Raw genomic sequence first — 14,790 nt, forward strand, 5'->3', positions numbered from 1 at the left:
CTTTAATCCTCCCCTTCTTTCGTACCCAATAGTAATAATACGGATTTGCAAAGTGTATTCATCAAACGAATCTCATCAAACTGCACTTGATCATTCGAGAACATCCCGTAACATTTTTGCAAGACAACGTCTCTCACAATGCCATCAATAGATGTCATCATAAAGGCAGATAAATCCTCTATCGAAATCTCAGGATTAAAGCATCCTGAAGAAATACCCTTATGGATTGAATGAAAAATTTGTTGCATTAAATATTGCCCACTTTCATTTTCCACAATGTTTAATAAAATTTTCTTTTCTCTATCTGGATGGTTAGCAAATAAAATCGTAAGCTCAAATTGAATTTTGCCAACTGTTGATACGTTTTCCTTCATGTACTCTCCAAGAAAACTAAATAATTTAATGATTGTTTTTGAGGGAGAGTTACTCGTACCCGTAATTCCATCGATAATAGGTTTATAGTCTGCGTTAGCATTTACTTGATTAATAACCTCAATAAGTATTTCATCCAAGTCTGAATAATAACGATAAATCCCACCTTGACTTACCCCTGACGCTTTAATAATATCCCTCATCGTAATGTCATAAAGTGGCTTTACTTGACATACTGCTATAGCTGCTTCTAAAATGCTGTTTTTCTTTTCCTGTACATATTCATGGCTTACCTTTGGCATTATCTCTACCTCCAAACATTAAAAATGACACTGTTGTCATTTTAATTATAGTCATCATCCCTTTTATTGTCAATTTAAAATGACGCTACTGTCATCTTTTTTCTCTTGAACGTTTTTAATAAAATTTGACAATTCAATGTGATATGTAATATACTTCCATCATACTATACGACGTATAATATAAAACCTTGTATAGGTAATACATTGTGAGGTGAGAGAAGATGACATTTCAACTTGGCTCAGCTTTACTTGACGCTTGTGTACTCGCCATCGTCGATAAAGAGGATGCTTATGGTTACTCATTAACACAGCAAATACAATCCGTGATGGATATATCAGAATCTACGCTGTACCCAGTATTACGTCGTTTACAAAAAGCAAATTGCTTAACAACATACGATCAGCCCTATCAAGGCAGAAATAGACGGTATTACCAAATTACCGAGCAAGGTCGAATACGATTACTGGAACTATTAAAAGAATGGCAACAGTATAAAGAAATGGTTGATTGTGTACTTATAGGAGGGAAATATGATGAATAGAGCAAGCTTTTTGAAAAAGCTACGGGGGAAATTACAACGTCTTCCAGCGCATGAGATTGATGCTGCGCTTGCCTATTATGAGGAATATTTCGATGAAGCAGGAGAGGAAAACGAACAGCGAATCATTCAACAACTAGGCTCCCCTTCTCATGTTGCATCACAAATAATGGCGGACTATGCATTAAAGGATTTAGAAGAAACTTCAACTTCGACTAAGAAGAATGTGTCTGCGATTTGGCTTATCATTCTAGCAATAATATCTGCCCCACTTTCTTTACCGCTACTTGTAGTTGCAATAGCACTTATTTTTTCATTTGGAGCAGTTATATTCAGCGTTATCATCGCAATTATCGCAACTGTACTTGGTATCTTTTTCGGTGGAATCGCTGCACTTATTTCAAGCTTCTTCATTTTAACTCAGGACTGGCCAACAGCATTACTCTTTATGGGTGTGGGCTTTATCGTAACAGGTTTGGGCATCTTGCTTTTCCCAATCGTTACTCGTTTGATCAAAACAATCGTTGTTGTTTGTGTTGAAGCATTAGGTAAACTGTTCCATAAAATAACGAAGAAGCGGAAGGTGGGATACTAATGACGTCCCGACATACCCATATTGCCATTACTATGATCGCTTTAGGCGTACTGTTAGCTCTAGTTGGTTATTTCTCTGGTGGGAAATGGAGTTTTGTGGTGAATGGTGAGGGCATCCAATTGCCAGAGAACAATAAACTCGTAAATAATTCCTATAAACTAGATGATTTCACTAACCTCAATATTATCAATCACTATGGAGATGTTGAAATTGTTACTAGTAATCGTTATGCATTAGAAACAAATGTTATTAAAGATGATGATGTGACGTACAGTATTAAAGATAATACATTAACTGTTGAAACAAAGAGTAAGAAGAAGAATGGTTTCGAATTCGGTTTTTTCAGCTCCAGAACTCCTTCTATCAAAATCTATGTTCCTTCAGATGTAAAACTGAAAACCGTTATCCTTGATAGTAATTTTGGGGATACAACTATTCGTGGACTGAATTATCAGGAGTTAAATCTTATTGGAGATTTTGGAGACATACTATTTAAAGACACTACTGGTGGTAAAACAGAGATTACACAATCATTTGGTGATATGAGATTACAACAATTTTCAAGTAATGGCTTCGTTGCCGAAAGTGAACATGGTGATATTAATATTGATGGAACATTAAATGGTCAATCTACTATTACGTCTAACTTTGGGGATGCTACACTTCACTTACAAAATAAAAAGAGTGCACTTGGCTTTGAATTACAAACTGACTTCGGGGATCTTACTGTTGATAACGAGGATCAAAACAGCAAGGTATCGCAATCTTATAACGGTGATAACCAATTAAAAGCAACACTTTCACATGGTGACTTACAGTTAAGGTTTAAATAAAGGGCTCTTGGCAAAACGGGGGGTGATTTACGTTCCGGCTGGCGCTTTCCTGGGGGCGTCCGATGAGCCGCTTCACTCGCGTTGCTCGCTCCAGGGTCTCATCTGTGACGCTGATCCCCGAGGAGTCGCCCAGCCTCCACTCCAATCAACTTTTTCACATAGCATGTATCTTTTGGCATTTCAATCTAAATTATAATGATAAAATGAAACTTCAACACGCTGTTTTTATGTACAAAAGTGTAACAGCAATATTTGCATCACTATTAAATGCCACATTTGTTCGATTATGGTGAGTAGCCTAAGACAGAACTTATCTTCATTAAAAGAGCCACAACATCATAAAGATTTCTTTGACCAATTAGATTTCCAACACTATGAAGGCAGCATTTATACACTTGTGATTCTGCCTTTTTAGTTTATTTGATTCAGTTCTTCCCTCTGAACATTAGTAAGAATTTCCCGTTTATTGCGCAATGATTCTGTACCCATATTTTAGAAATAAAAATTTAATTTGAGCAGATGAATAGGAATCTTCATCAGAGCAATCGGTTCTTGTAAGTGAAGGCAATATCTGAGGTGAATCAGGTCAGTTACCCCATCATCTTGGAGATAAAATTCGATTTATGAGGTGATCAATATGAAAATTAGAAAAGCAAACATTGAAGATGCTCAAGGTATCGGAAAAGTACATGTTGACAGTTGGCGAACGACTTATAAAGGCATTCTTCCAGATGATTTTTTGAATAGCTTATCTTACGAGCAGCGAATAGAACTTTGGAAGAAGAATATTTCAGATGATACGAATTATGTACTGGTGGCGGAAAACGAACAAGAAGAAATTATAGGTTTTGCAACTGGTGGCCAACGAAAAACTAATTCAGTACCCAATGCATCTGATTTAACTTCTATCTATCTTTTAGAAGAATATCAAGGGATGGGAATCGGGAAGCAACTACTCAAAGAAGTATTCGCCTATTTTAAACAAAAAGGATACGAAAAAGTATTTGTCGAAGTATTAGCAGAAAATAAAACACGTGATTTCTATGAATATTATGGTGCACAATATGTTAATAACGTAGAAATAAAAATTGGTGGGAAAATAGTAGAAGAGCTTATTTATGTATGGAATAATATTGATAAGGTTACAGAAAAAATAAAATAGAGAGCTATTTAAATATTTTTTCTCGAAAAATATGAAAGAACGTATATTCTCAATCTGAAAATATACGTTCTTTGTATGTTCTATAAAATCTTTATATCTCCAGCATAAATTGTTCGGACTGTGCCATCATCCTCTGTTAGCTGTAGTACACCTTCATCCGTAATTCCACTGGCAATGCCCTCAAAGCGCTCGCGTAAAGTCGTGACTTCAATACGTTGTCCAATGGTACATGACATTTGTTCCCATAGCGTTTTAATGCTAGCAAAGCCATCCTTCACGTATAGATCCGTGAATTGTTCTAAATATTGAAGAATAGATGCAACGAGGGCTGCACGATTAATTTCCTCACCCGCTTCTAAACGTAAAGATGTAGCAATATCAGCGATTTCTGGGGAGAAATCTGATTCAACTTGGTTTGCATTAATACCTATGCCTACTAGCAGTGCTTGTACACAGTCTGCTTCAGCCTGCATTTCTGTTAATATACCGGTACATTTTTTACCTTTAATGAGCAAATCATTTGGCCATTTAATGGCTGGTTCAATATGTTTATATAATGTTTTAATAGCCATCGTAACTGCAACTGCTACGACAAGCGTATACGATGAAGCTTGCTGAGGAGTAACATCCGGTCTCACAATAACGGTCATCCAAATACCTGTACCATTTGCAGATTCCCATGGACGCGCCATACGACCGCGGCCAGCAGTTTGCTCCTCACCGATTATAATCGTGCCATGAGGAGCGCCTTCCTGTGCAAGCTTATGAGCGATTGTTTGTGTTGAATCTACAACGTCAAAATAATGAATTTCACGTCCAAAACGTTCCGTATTTAAAAATAGTTCGATTTGTGTTGGACTTAAGCTATTTGGCACACCAGTCAGTACATAGCCCTTTTTCTTTACCGTTTCAAATGTATAGCCTTCCTCCTGTAACGACTGCATATGTTTCCATATAGCTGTACGTGATACTCCAAGGGAATCTGCTAGCTCCTGACCCGAAACCGCTTCACCATTAGCAGCTAATATTCTTTTTAAAATTTCATCCTTCATGGAAATACTCATGCTATCAATCCTTTATTAAACTCTGCTATATTTTTATGCTTACATAATTTTGATTCAATTGTATTAATCATACTGTAAATTATGACAATTGACCACAATCTATCATCAAATATCTTTTAGCAACTAGTTATTCATTATTTTTAACTATCGTTGGATCCCCGTCATAACGAGTGGTGATTTCCGTTCCCGCTGCGGCGTCCGATGAGTCGCTAATTACCAAGGAGTCGCCCTGCCTCCGCTCAACTTATACTCATGGTAAGCGTTTTAACAAATGTCACTTCCAACTTTTGATGATAAGCTAAAAAATATGCTAGCAAAAAAAAAAATGGAGCCGTCTCATTCATTTTTTGAGACGGCTCCTTGTTTAAAAATCGATGTTGATCATTCTTTTTTGAAATAATCGTGTTCTATCCAATGCTTTATCTGTTGTCGGTCATTTTGAAGTTCACCATTCACAACAGCTTCAAGCATCGCCTGCAACGCTTCTTTTACCCATGGTCCACCTTTTTTTCCAGACCATTTCAATAAATCCGTACCATTTACAATGAGCTCTCGCTTGTGTCTAATGGGAAGCTTCGTCTGTATTTCATGGATACTTTGCTGTGGCATTTGAACATCAAGCTGTCTCAATTCCGCAAAATAACAAGCTGCCTTTAGTTCCTGTTGAGCATATAAAAAGTAATCCATTTTCGTCCAGCCACTTTTTAACGCTTTTAATGCTTCTAACACAGCTTTTACAAATGCCATCTCTTTATTGGATAAACGATAGCTACTTAGCACTTCTCGCCAATCATCACACTGTAATACCGCAAAATATGCCCAGCCTAATAGCTTGTCCTGCGTGTTAAATTCATTCCAATCATCAGCTTGAAAAGTACCATTCAAATAATTCACTAAGCTACTTTCCTCAAGCTTTTTTATACCATTAAGAACATCTTTCCCTACCCATAGCTTATCGAGCTCTGCCTTTATGCGCTCCTTCGCAATCCAAGAAATATTATCAGCCTTGTCCTGCATTGCTTTCAATGTTTCTGATTCAATTAGAAAACCAAGCTGAGCCGAAAAACGCACAGCCCGCAGCATTCGTAATGCATCTTCCGAAAAACGTTTCTGTGCATCACCAACAGCTCGAATTACACCAGCCTCAATATCTTGGCGTCCTCCGTAAAAATCAACAAAAGAACCATCACGACGCATCGCAATGGCATTCATCGTAAAGTCTCGGCGTTGTAAATCTTCTTTTAACGAACGTACAAATTGCACTTCCTCGGGTCTACGGTGATCCGTATATTCACCATCTGTGCGATATGTCGTTACCTCCACCGATCCAGCTGGCACGATAACAAGTACCGTCCCATGCTGAATCCCTATATCAACCGTGCGATTAAAGACAGACTTTACTTCGTCTGGCATCGCATTTGTCGCAACATCTACATCGTGGGCAGGACGACCGAGTATAGCATCTCGTACTGCACCACCGACGATCACTGCTTCAAAGCCTGCGTTTTCTAGTTGTTCAATAACTGAATAGGCTGCTTGCCATTCTTTATTGTTTTGCATGATTTCTTTCAGCAACCTTTTCGTACAATTTTTCATATTGTTCTACAATTTTAGATGAATGGAATTTTTCATCAACAGCACGGATAGCTGCTTCTCGGAAATGTTGTAATTTCTCATCATCCTTCAATAGGTTCACGGCATACTCTGCCACTGCGTCCGTATCACCTAAATCCACTATATAGCCATCTACACCATGCTCAATGACTTCTGGAATACCGCCTACATCTGATCCAATACAAGGTACACCACAAGCCATTGCTTCAAGTAAAACTAGCCCGAATGATTCCTGCTGTGATAGTAATAATTTAAGGTCACTTATCGCATACAATTCAGCCAAATTTTCTTGTTTGCCCAAAAATAGAACATCCTCCATATAAGGACTTTCCTTTACTTGATCCATTACACGATGCTTTTCTGGACCATCTCCTACAAGCAATAGTTTTGCCTTCATATTTGCACGAATCTTCATAAAGGCATCAATAATATGCGGAAGATTTTTAATTTTACGGAAGTTAGAGACATGAATAATAACTTTTTCATCTTCTTCAATTCCAAATTGTTCCTTTAAGTTTCCTGGATTGCGCGGGAAGTATTCACGTTCATCAACAAAGTTGTAAATCGAGTTAATCGGCTTTACTGTATCGATAAGCTCGTAGGTTTGTTGCTTTAATGCCTCTGACACTGTCGTAACGATATCTGATTTGTCGATGCCATACTTAATTGCCTGTGAAAGAGTGGAATCCTGCCCAAGCACAGAAATATCTGTACCGTGTAACGTTGTGACAATCCCAATGTCACGACCACTCATTTCACGTGCTAAAACAGCACAGACAGCATGTGGTATTGCATAATGCACATGAAGCACATCTAGTTCTTCATCCTTAATCACGTCCGCCATTTTACTCGCTAATGCTATATCATATGGCGAATATTGAAATACTGAATAATTGTTAACTTCTACTTCATGGAAAAAGACGGTTGGATAAATTTTATTCAATCGAAATGGTACGCTTGAGGTGATGAAATGAATTTCGTGCCCTCTCTCTGCAAGCATTTTTCCTAATTCTGTTGCGATAACACCAGAGCCTCCAACTGTTGGATAACAGGTAATGCCGATTTTTAGCTTTTTCATTCGATTATCATCCTTTCTAAATCACGTCTTTTTAATTTCGTCTTTCTTGAATCAGTCTCCAATCCACAAAGCCTTCTTGTAGGCCTTTTAGTAATATTTCTGCTGTTCCCATATTTGTGGCCAGTGGCACTTGGTAAACATCACAAAGACGAATAAGTGCAGAAACATCTGGCTCATGTGGTTGTGCTGTTAATGGATCACGGAAAAAAATGACCATGTCCATATCATTATTGGCAATCATTGCGCCAATTTGTTGATCGCCACCGAGTGGCCCTGAACGAAAACGTGTTACCTCTAAACCTGTAGCTTCCATAACACGCTGTCCTGTTGTACCTGTAGCAAACAACATATGCTCATTTAAAATATTTCGGTAAGCAATAGCAAACTGTACTAAATTATCTTTTTTACGATCATGTGCAATTAATGCGATTTTCATAATGCTTCCATCCCAATCTTTAGATGATGTTTTCTAAACCATATACAAGTTGATCCATTTTCATGACCTCTTCTACGCAGAATGCTACGCCAGACATAAAAGAATTACGGTTTAACGAATCATGACGAATTGTTAATAGCTGCCCATCACCGCCAAATAACACTTGCTGGTGTGCCACTAAACCAGGTAAACGAACTGAGTGAATACGCATGCCATCAAATTCTCCACCTCTTGCACCCTCGATCGTTTCTTTTTCTTCTGGATGTCCTTGCATCTTTTGTGTTCGCACTTCTTGAATCAATTGTGCCGTTTTAACAGCTGTTCCTGATGGAGCATCCAGCTTTTGATCGTGGTGCATTTCAATAATTTCAATATCAGGTAAATATTTTGCCGCTTCCTTAGCAAATTTCATCATAAGGATTGCTCCTATCGCAAAGTTTGGAGCAATAATACAGCCTAGTTCTTTTTCTTTAGCCATTGCTGATAATTCCACTAGTTGTTCATCTGTAAAGCCTGTTGTACCAATTACAGGTCGTACATTTAAATTCAAGGCCTCTTTAGTATGTTTGTATACTGCATGCGGGCTAGTTAAATCTACTAATACGTCTGGTGCAGTCGCCTCTACAAGGTCAGACATATCTGTAAAGATTGGAGCCGTATAACTTGACGGAAACATCTCCAAATCAGCTAATGTTTTTCCTACTTCCTTATAATCTAGTACAGCTACTAATTCCATTTTGTCATGCTTCATGACCGTATGTACAGCCTCAGCCCCCATTTTTCCCCTAGGTCCTGCTATTGCTACACGAATTGACATTATTCTTCATCCTTTCTAGTCCAGCGATCTTTATCCCTTGTTTCAAATTTATGTATAACGCGTAAAAGTGCTTCATCTAATTTAATGCCCTGTGCATTTGCAAAGCACACTAAAACAAAGAAAAAGTCGCCTAATTCTTCTTCAATACTGTTTGCTTCCTCTGTACTCTTTTTCTTCTTTTGCCCGTAAACATCCTGCACTTCACGAGACAATTCACCAAGTTCCTCGGTTAGACGTGCCAATAACTCGAATGGCGGGAAATAGCCTTCTTTAAATTGTCCTATATAATCATCTACACACTGCTGTAAAGCTTGCATTGTCACTTGTTCAGTCATCTAAATCACACTCCTACTTACCATCGTATAAAATTTACACCATTGTTGTCAAAAACAATAAAATGTCAGATAATAGATAGCACTACTTCATTTGTTTGGAACTTCAGGAGGTCATATGCTAAAACAGATCAAAATCAGCAATATCATTGCAATAATGCTCGGAGCTGCAATTTTTAGCTTCGGCTTCGTCCACTTCAACATGCAAAATCAACTTGGTGAAGGTGGCCTAAGTGGGATTACACTCATACTTTATTTCACACTTGGCTGGGACCCTGCTTTAATGAATTTACTATTAAACATTCCTATGTTTATTATTGGTTATCGTTTACTAGGGAAAAAATCATTTATTTATACGCTTGTTGGAACTTTATCTGTTTCGGTTTTCCTTAAAGTTTTCCAAAAGTATCAATTTACTATTCATTTAGAGGACGATTTGTTACTTGTTGCTCTTTTTGCAGGGGTTTTTGTTGGACTAGGGCTCGGTATCGTCTTTCGCTTCGGTGGTACAACAGGCGGTGTAGATATTTTGGCTCGCCTTGGTCATAAATATTTTGGCTGGAGTATGGGGAAAACGATGTTCATCTTTGACGCCATTGTCATTATCTTATCATGGCTAACGTTTTTAGATGCACGCTCTATGATGTATACCCTCGTTGCGGTATTTGTTGGCGCGCGCGTTATTGATTTTGTTCAAGAAGGAGCATATGCAGCACGTGGAGCACTTATTATATCTGAAAAATCTAGCGCCATTGCTGAAATGATCGCATTACGAATGGAACGCGGTATTACTATACTTGAAGGTCATGGCCATTTTACTAAGCAACAAAAAGAAGTTATTTATTGTGTCATTGGTCGCAATGAGGTTGTACGCTTAAAATCTATTGTTCATGAGGTGGATCCACACGCATTCGTTTCTATCATAGAAGTACGAGATGTTGCAGGTGAAGGCTTCACACTAGACGACCAAAAACAACCGCTCCATTAACATTAATAATCTGCCTGCTCTCCTCGAATAAAACATTTTACTTTTTCGTTGAAGGTAGGCTTTTTTTACATAGTAAATTAACGGATTAAAAAACTTGCTATAGTGAATTACCACTACAACAAGTTTTTTATTAGTCGTCACTTCGCATATTTGTAAAGATTAATACTAAACGTAATAATTCTAATACAGCTACTGCTGCTGCGGCAACATATGTTAATGCTGCAGCACTTAACACTTTACGTGCTGGGCGCTCTTCTTCATTCGTAATAATTCCTAGAGAATTCATTTGCACTAACGCACGCTTGGATGCATCAAACTCTACTGGTAACGTTACTAATTGGAAAACCACACCTGCTGCTAATAATACGATACCTAAAAGTAAAAATTTCGGATTAGTTGCAAAAATACCAATCATTACAAATATCCAAGACACATTTGATGAAATATTTGCAACTGGCACTAGCTTACTACGTAATGTCAGCATTGAATAAGCTTCTTTATGCTGGATGGCATGGCCAACCTCGTGGGCAGCAACTGCTGCACCAGCAATACTCGCTTCGTAGAAGTTACTTTCCGATAAAGCAACTGTTTTTGTTGCCGGATTATAGTGATCAGACAACACACCTTGTGTTGGAACAACTCGTACATCATATAAGCCGTTCGCATCTAAAATCGCACGCGCTACCTCTGCACCTGTTTGTCCCTTCATTGTACGTTCTTTTGCAAACTTATTATACGTACCCTTTACTTTCATCTGTGCGTAAAGTGGTAGCAGCATTATGATTGCAAAATAAACAATATACATACTTGTTGACAATTTTCTAACCCCTTTCTACTTCGATACTATAATTCTATAATCATTTACCTAATTCGGCAAATATTTGCGCCACCTAATTGAGAAGATGGCTACAAAAATGCATGCAACTGATAACCAAAAAGTAAAATAGCCAATATAACTTGTATAATCTGCTAAATCACGATACATCGGCATTTGGCCAAATACATAATCAATCACATCATTATGCAATGTCCATACCGCTGCCACAGCAATATGCCAATATGAAAAAACATATTTACCGAGATACAAAATTGCTTGGACAGCCATTGCAAAATGTGAGCCTATAAGCATCCAGCCTTGCCAGCCAATAGATCCAGTTTCAATCAGCGTCCAAATATTCATAACATCAGCCCAGATTCCATATTTCACTAGTGTTATAAGTGCTAGCACTTCCATTAGCGGCCATTTTTTCCCCATAATCCATGCTAACAATACAAAACAAAAGAATAGGCTGGCTGTCGGGCTATCCGGCACAAAAATATAAAAGATGGGCTTCGTGATGGCAAGCTGGCCTCCATACCAATAATAACCGTAAATAGTTCCTAATAGATTGATAATAAGTAATAATATTAAAAATGATTTATGTGTAAGGAGATACCAGATGTTTGCACGTGTAATTTGCATAATTAAAGCTCCTTTATCTTCTGTCTTTACTAAGATGCCTTTTTTAATTGTTATTATGTATAAACCAGTCTTTAATTTGCTACATACTATCGAAAATGAATATAGTAGTACTTTCTTGCAATCTCCATAATGTGGGTTTGATTTTCGTTCCGACTAGGCGCAGGAGAGGCGGGATATTTGCCTCTATGTTAAATAGTATGTATGTCCTCATAAATATTATAGAACTAAAATACATTTTGCGGGAACTTTTTTGAAGTTGTAACAGTCACATTATTATACTAGAAGAAAAAAAGAGCCAGTTTCCTGACTCTTTTAAACTATACTTATTTATCTTCTTTTAAGCTCGCAACAAATTCAGCTATTTGCTTCGCTTCTTCATCTGTACCCTTGAATACACCAGCTGGCATTTGGCCTCGACCATTATGGATAATATCTTCAACTTCGTCAGCTGTTAGTGTATTACCAAGTAATTTTGGAGCAGCTGGGCCACCTTTTAAGTCAGCCGCATGACAGCCGATACAAGATTGAGCTGCTTCACTTGTTTCACCAGTCCAAATTTTATAACCTGGTAGTGATTCATCAATAGTAACTTTAACTTCTGTTTCAATTGCACCCATTGCTTTTTGAGCTTCCCAGTCATGGTTAGCAACTGCTTCCCATGTTAAGTAAAACATAGCTGCCAGAGTCAATAACATAAACGCTGTTGGTAACGGACGTTTAGATGGACGACGTTCTGGACTTTTATCTAAAAATGGCATTAATAATAGCGCTCCAAATGCAAGACCTGGAATTACAACTGTTCCAATAACATTATATGGACCTGAAGCATATGTGTATTTTAATAATTGATATAAGAATAAGAAGTACCAGTCCGGTAATGGAATGTACGCTCTTGTCGGATCAGCTGGTCCTTCAAGTGGTGATGGATGTGCAACTGTTAATATTAAATAAGCAATTAAAAATACAGCACCAACCATCCATTCTTTTAGTAAGAAGTTCGGCCAGAAAGCTTCCGTCTTACCTGGATATTCGGAATAATCCTTTGGAACGTTCGGCATTTTGTGATTCGCTTTAATACGAGAATCACCAACAAATTTCATTCCTTTTCCGCGATGCATTATGTCCCCTCCTTTAAAAAATCATCGAACCGTCAAGAACTATTACAACGGCCCTGAAATTCCTTGACGACGAATCATGATAAAGTGTGCTGCAAGTAATGCAAACAATACTGCAGGTAAGAAGAATACATGAATCGCAAAGAATCGTGTTAACGTTTGAGCACCAAGAATAGTTGAGTCACCCGCTAATAAGATTTTAATCCATTCACCGATAAACGGTACAGATGCAGCAATTTGGATACCTACTTTTGTAGCGAATAATGCTTTCATATCCCAAGGCAATAAGTATCCTGTAAAACCAAGACCCATCATAACACCAAAAATACCTACACCAACCATCCAGTTTAATTCACGAGGTTTCTTATAAGAACCTGTAAAGAATACACGAAGTGTATGTAAGAACATCATAACGATTACTAATGAAGCTCCCCAGTGGTGCATACCGCGTACGATTTCACCAAATGCTACTTCGTTTTGTAAATAATAAACTGATTTCCAAGCATTCACTACGTCTGGTACATAGTACATTGTTAAGAACATACCTGATAGAATTTGAATTACCGTGATGAAGAAAGTTAATCCACCGAAACAGTAAACGAATGCTGAAAAATGATGTGCAGGGTTCACGTGCTCTGGCACTTCGTGGTCGGCAATATCACGCCAAATCGGTGTAATATCTAAGCGTTCATCGACCCAATCATAAATTTTATTTAGCACTGTTTTGTACCCCCTTACTTAACTAGAGTATTTGGATGAATTGGCCCAAGCGATAAGTAACCATCATCTTCTTTAATTTCATATTCATCCAATGGACCTAATGGTGGTGTTCCTGCTACGTTATTACCATTCTTCTCATAGCGTCCACCATGACAAGCACAGAAGAATTGATCTGGGTGTGTTGAATCTGTTCCCCAATCAACCATACATCCTAAATGCTTACAAACAGGAGATAATGCAACAATTTGATCGCCTTGTTTGAAAACCCATGCTACGTTTGTTACTTCTGATTTGTACCATGCATCAACTTGTTCAAATTTTAAGTCAACTTTAACAGGTTTGTCAGTAATATCAGCGATTTTATGCTCTGTTTTCACAAAGTTCCCACCAGCATGACTTTGTAGTACTGGGTCTATTGCAAAACGAAGCATTGGCATCAGCATACCTGCCGCCATAAATCCACCTACACCAGTTAGTGTATAGCTTAGGAATTGACGACGTGAAACTCGATTATTACTCATTTTTTTCCCCCCTCTAACTTAAAGGTCAGTCCAACGGACAGTCTTTTACAAATAGTAATACTAGGACATATCTATGATATATCAACTCCATAGCTTGGTCAATATAGCATTCTGTGGAAAGCTGGAGAATGTGAACAATTATTGAAACTAATTGTTAAATCTGTGTCCATTTGGTCGAAAACATCGGAATCACTTGTCGCAATTGATCTTCGAGAATGGAGTTTTTCACGCCTTTATCCATGCTTTCTAACGGAATCGCTGGTAACCAAATAACATTTACTTCATCTCCAATATTTGTCCAAAAATGGTCACAAGTAATGAAGAACACATGCTTAAAACCAGCATTATGTAATTGTGCCTCTAATTGCTTCGGCATATCTTCGTTTTTTAATGTTGCACTATACGTAAATGGTGGCATCAGTAATAAACGACCTTTAAACTGTTGTTCGATAAAAGATGTAAGCGATAACAAAAAATCCACCTCTGTACCGCTCTGTTTCATTTTTTCAGGAGTTAAATCGACGGTTACGAGTGGAACAATTGCTGTATCGATAAATTCCTTCTGTGCCATAAATAATGTCACATCACTTGCATTAAAATACATCTCACAAACCTCCTCTAGTTGCATAAATCAATTTCGCCTTGGCGTAATGGCGTCCGGATTTTGAATTGTGCCTGCACAATTCAAAATCCGTGACATCCGCCAGGGGGTTTGGTACCCCCACTGCATGAAGATAAAAAAATGCCCTTTTCCACTCTTCAATAGGATATCCAATAAAAAGTGAAAACAATCATTCACTTGTTATGTTATCATATTGAGGTAGATAAAGGACATTCCAT

19 protein-coding genes are annotated in these 14,790 nt (G+C 37.8%); 6 read left to right on the plus strand and 13 right to left on the minus strand.

Going from position 1 to position 14,790, the window contains the following annotated elements:
• Positions 1–2: 2 nt before the first annotated feature.
• Positions 3–674, minus strand: a complete 672-nt coding sequence (locus ACYQ73_RS00745) for a TetR/AcrR family transcriptional regulator (RefSeq protein WP_460010698.1) — start codon at positions 672–674, stop codon at positions 3–5.
• Between the two features lie 221 nt (positions 675–895).
• Between ACYQ73_RS00745 and ACYQ73_RS00750 the strand changes: the two genes are divergently transcribed.
• From ACYQ73_RS00750 to ACYQ73_RS00770, 5 genes are all read left to right on the plus strand, one after another.
• Entirely contained in the window at positions 896–1,216 is a 321-nt protein-coding gene (locus tag ACYQ73_RS00750) for a PadR family transcriptional regulator (RefSeq protein WP_460010699.1), read from the plus strand.
• Positions 1,209–1,808, plus strand: a complete 600-nt coding sequence (locus ACYQ73_RS00755; protein ID WP_460010700.1) for a DUF1700 domain-containing protein — start codon at positions 1,209–1,211, stop codon at positions 1,806–1,808. Before ACYQ73_RS00750 ends, ACYQ73_RS00755 begins: the two co-directional genes overlap by 8 nt.
• A complete protein-coding gene (locus ACYQ73_RS00760; protein WP_460010701.1) occupies positions 1,808–2,641 on the plus strand; it encodes a DUF4097 family beta strand repeat-containing protein in 834 nt (277 codons plus the stop codon). The genes ACYQ73_RS00755 and ACYQ73_RS00760 overlap by 1 nt, the downstream gene beginning before the upstream one ends.
• Before the next feature lie 62 nt (positions 2,642–2,703).
• A complete protein-coding gene (locus ACYQ73_RS00765) occupies positions 2,704–2,934 on the plus strand; it encodes a hypothetical protein (RefSeq protein WP_460010702.1) in 231 nt (76 codons plus the stop codon).
• Positions 2,935–3,278: 344 nt separating this feature from the next.
• Complete coding sequence (locus ACYQ73_RS00770; protein WP_460010703.1) at positions 3,279–3,803, plus strand: N-acetyltransferase family protein; 525 nt, start codon at positions 3,279–3,281, stop codon at positions 3,801–3,803.
• An 80-nt stretch (positions 3,804–3,883) separates the two neighbouring features.
• Here the strand turns inward: ACYQ73_RS00770 and ACYQ73_RS00775 are convergent, their stop codons facing one another.
• The 6 genes from ACYQ73_RS00775 to ACYQ73_RS00800 form a co-directional block, all read right to left on the minus strand.
• The gene (locus ACYQ73_RS00775; protein ID WP_460010704.1) at positions 3,884–4,867 is read right to left on the minus strand and encodes a biotin--[acetyl-CoA-carboxylase] ligase; all 984 of its coding nucleotides are present in this window, start codon (positions 4,865–4,867) and stop codon (positions 3,884–3,886) included.
• Positions 4,868–5,248: 381 nt separating this feature from the next.
• A complete protein-coding gene (locus ACYQ73_RS00780; RefSeq protein ID WP_460010705.1) occupies positions 5,249–6,427 on the minus strand; it encodes a CCA tRNA nucleotidyltransferase in 1,179 nt (392 codons plus the stop codon).
• Complete coding sequence (gene bshA / locus ACYQ73_RS00785; RefSeq protein ID WP_460010706.1) at positions 6,414–7,559, minus strand: N-acetyl-alpha-D-glucosaminyl L-malate synthase BshA; 1,146 nt, start codon at positions 7,557–7,559, stop codon at positions 6,414–6,416. Before bshA ends, ACYQ73_RS00780 begins: the two co-directional genes overlap by 14 nt.
• Before the next feature lie 31 nt (positions 7,560–7,590).
• Positions 7,591–7,995: a methylglyoxal synthase gene (gene mgsA, locus ACYQ73_RS00790; RefSeq protein WP_323654074.1), complete on the minus strand. Its 405-nt coding sequence runs from the start codon at positions 7,993–7,995 to the stop codon at positions 7,591–7,593.
• A 19-nt stretch (positions 7,996–8,014) separates the two neighbouring features.
• Complete coding sequence (gene dapB, locus ACYQ73_RS00795) at positions 8,015–8,812, minus strand: 4-hydroxy-tetrahydrodipicolinate reductase (protein ID WP_460010707.1); 798 nt, start codon at positions 8,810–8,812, stop codon at positions 8,015–8,017.
• Positions 8,812–9,147 (minus strand): nucleotide pyrophosphohydrolase, encoded by a 336-nt coding sequence (locus ACYQ73_RS00800; protein WP_460010708.1) that lies wholly within the window; start codon positions 9,145–9,147, stop codon positions 8,812–8,814. The genes dapB and ACYQ73_RS00800 overlap by 1 nt, the downstream gene beginning before the upstream one ends.
• Positions 9,148–9,262: 115 nt before the next feature.
• On the opposite strand from ACYQ73_RS00800, the gene ACYQ73_RS00805 reads away from it, so the two are divergent.
• Positions 9,263–10,132: a YitT family protein gene (locus ACYQ73_RS00805; RefSeq protein ID WP_415730371.1), complete on the plus strand. Its 870-nt coding sequence runs from the start codon at positions 9,263–9,265 to the stop codon at positions 10,130–10,132.
• 130 nt (positions 10,133–10,262) lie between these two features.
• Here ACYQ73_RS00805 and ACYQ73_RS00810 read toward each other — a convergent pair whose 3' ends face one another.
• From ACYQ73_RS00810 to ACYQ73_RS00835, 6 genes are all read right to left on the minus strand, one after another.
• A complete protein-coding gene (locus ACYQ73_RS00810) occupies positions 10,263–10,937 on the minus strand; it encodes a zinc metallopeptidase (protein ID WP_323654128.1) in 675 nt (224 codons plus the stop codon).
• 60 nt (positions 10,938–10,997) lie between these two features.
• Positions 10,998–11,594: a lipoprotein heptaprenylglyceryl N-acetyltransferase LhaT gene (gene lhaT / locus ACYQ73_RS00815; RefSeq protein ID WP_460010709.1), complete on the minus strand. Its 597-nt coding sequence runs from the start codon at positions 11,592–11,594 to the stop codon at positions 10,998–11,000.
• Between the two features lie 323 nt (positions 11,595–11,917).
• The gene (locus tag ACYQ73_RS00820) at positions 11,918–12,712 is read right to left on the minus strand and encodes a c-type cytochrome (protein WP_460010710.1); all 795 of its coding nucleotides are present in this window, start codon (positions 12,710–12,712) and stop codon (positions 11,918–11,920) included.
• Positions 12,713–12,754: 42 nt separating this feature from the next.
• The gene (gene qcrB, locus ACYQ73_RS00825) at positions 12,755–13,429 is read right to left on the minus strand and encodes a menaquinol-cytochrome c reductase cytochrome b subunit (RefSeq protein ID WP_053482547.1); all 675 of its coding nucleotides are present in this window, start codon (positions 13,427–13,429) and stop codon (positions 12,755–12,757) included.
• A gap of 14 nt (positions 13,430–13,443) precedes the next feature.
• The gene (locus ACYQ73_RS00830; RefSeq protein WP_460010711.1) at positions 13,444–13,950 is read right to left on the minus strand and encodes a Rieske 2Fe-2S domain-containing protein; all 507 of its coding nucleotides are present in this window, start codon (positions 13,948–13,950) and stop codon (positions 13,444–13,446) included.
• 154 nt (positions 13,951–14,104) lie between these two features.
• Positions 14,105–14,554, minus strand: coding sequence for a DUF2487 family protein (locus ACYQ73_RS00835; protein ID WP_132359228.1), 450 nt, complete (start codon positions 14,552–14,554; stop codon positions 14,105–14,107).
• Between the last annotated feature and the right edge of the window lie 236 nt (positions 14,555–14,790).

It is taken from the genome of Lysinibacillus sp. CTST325, from assembly GCF_054665055.1.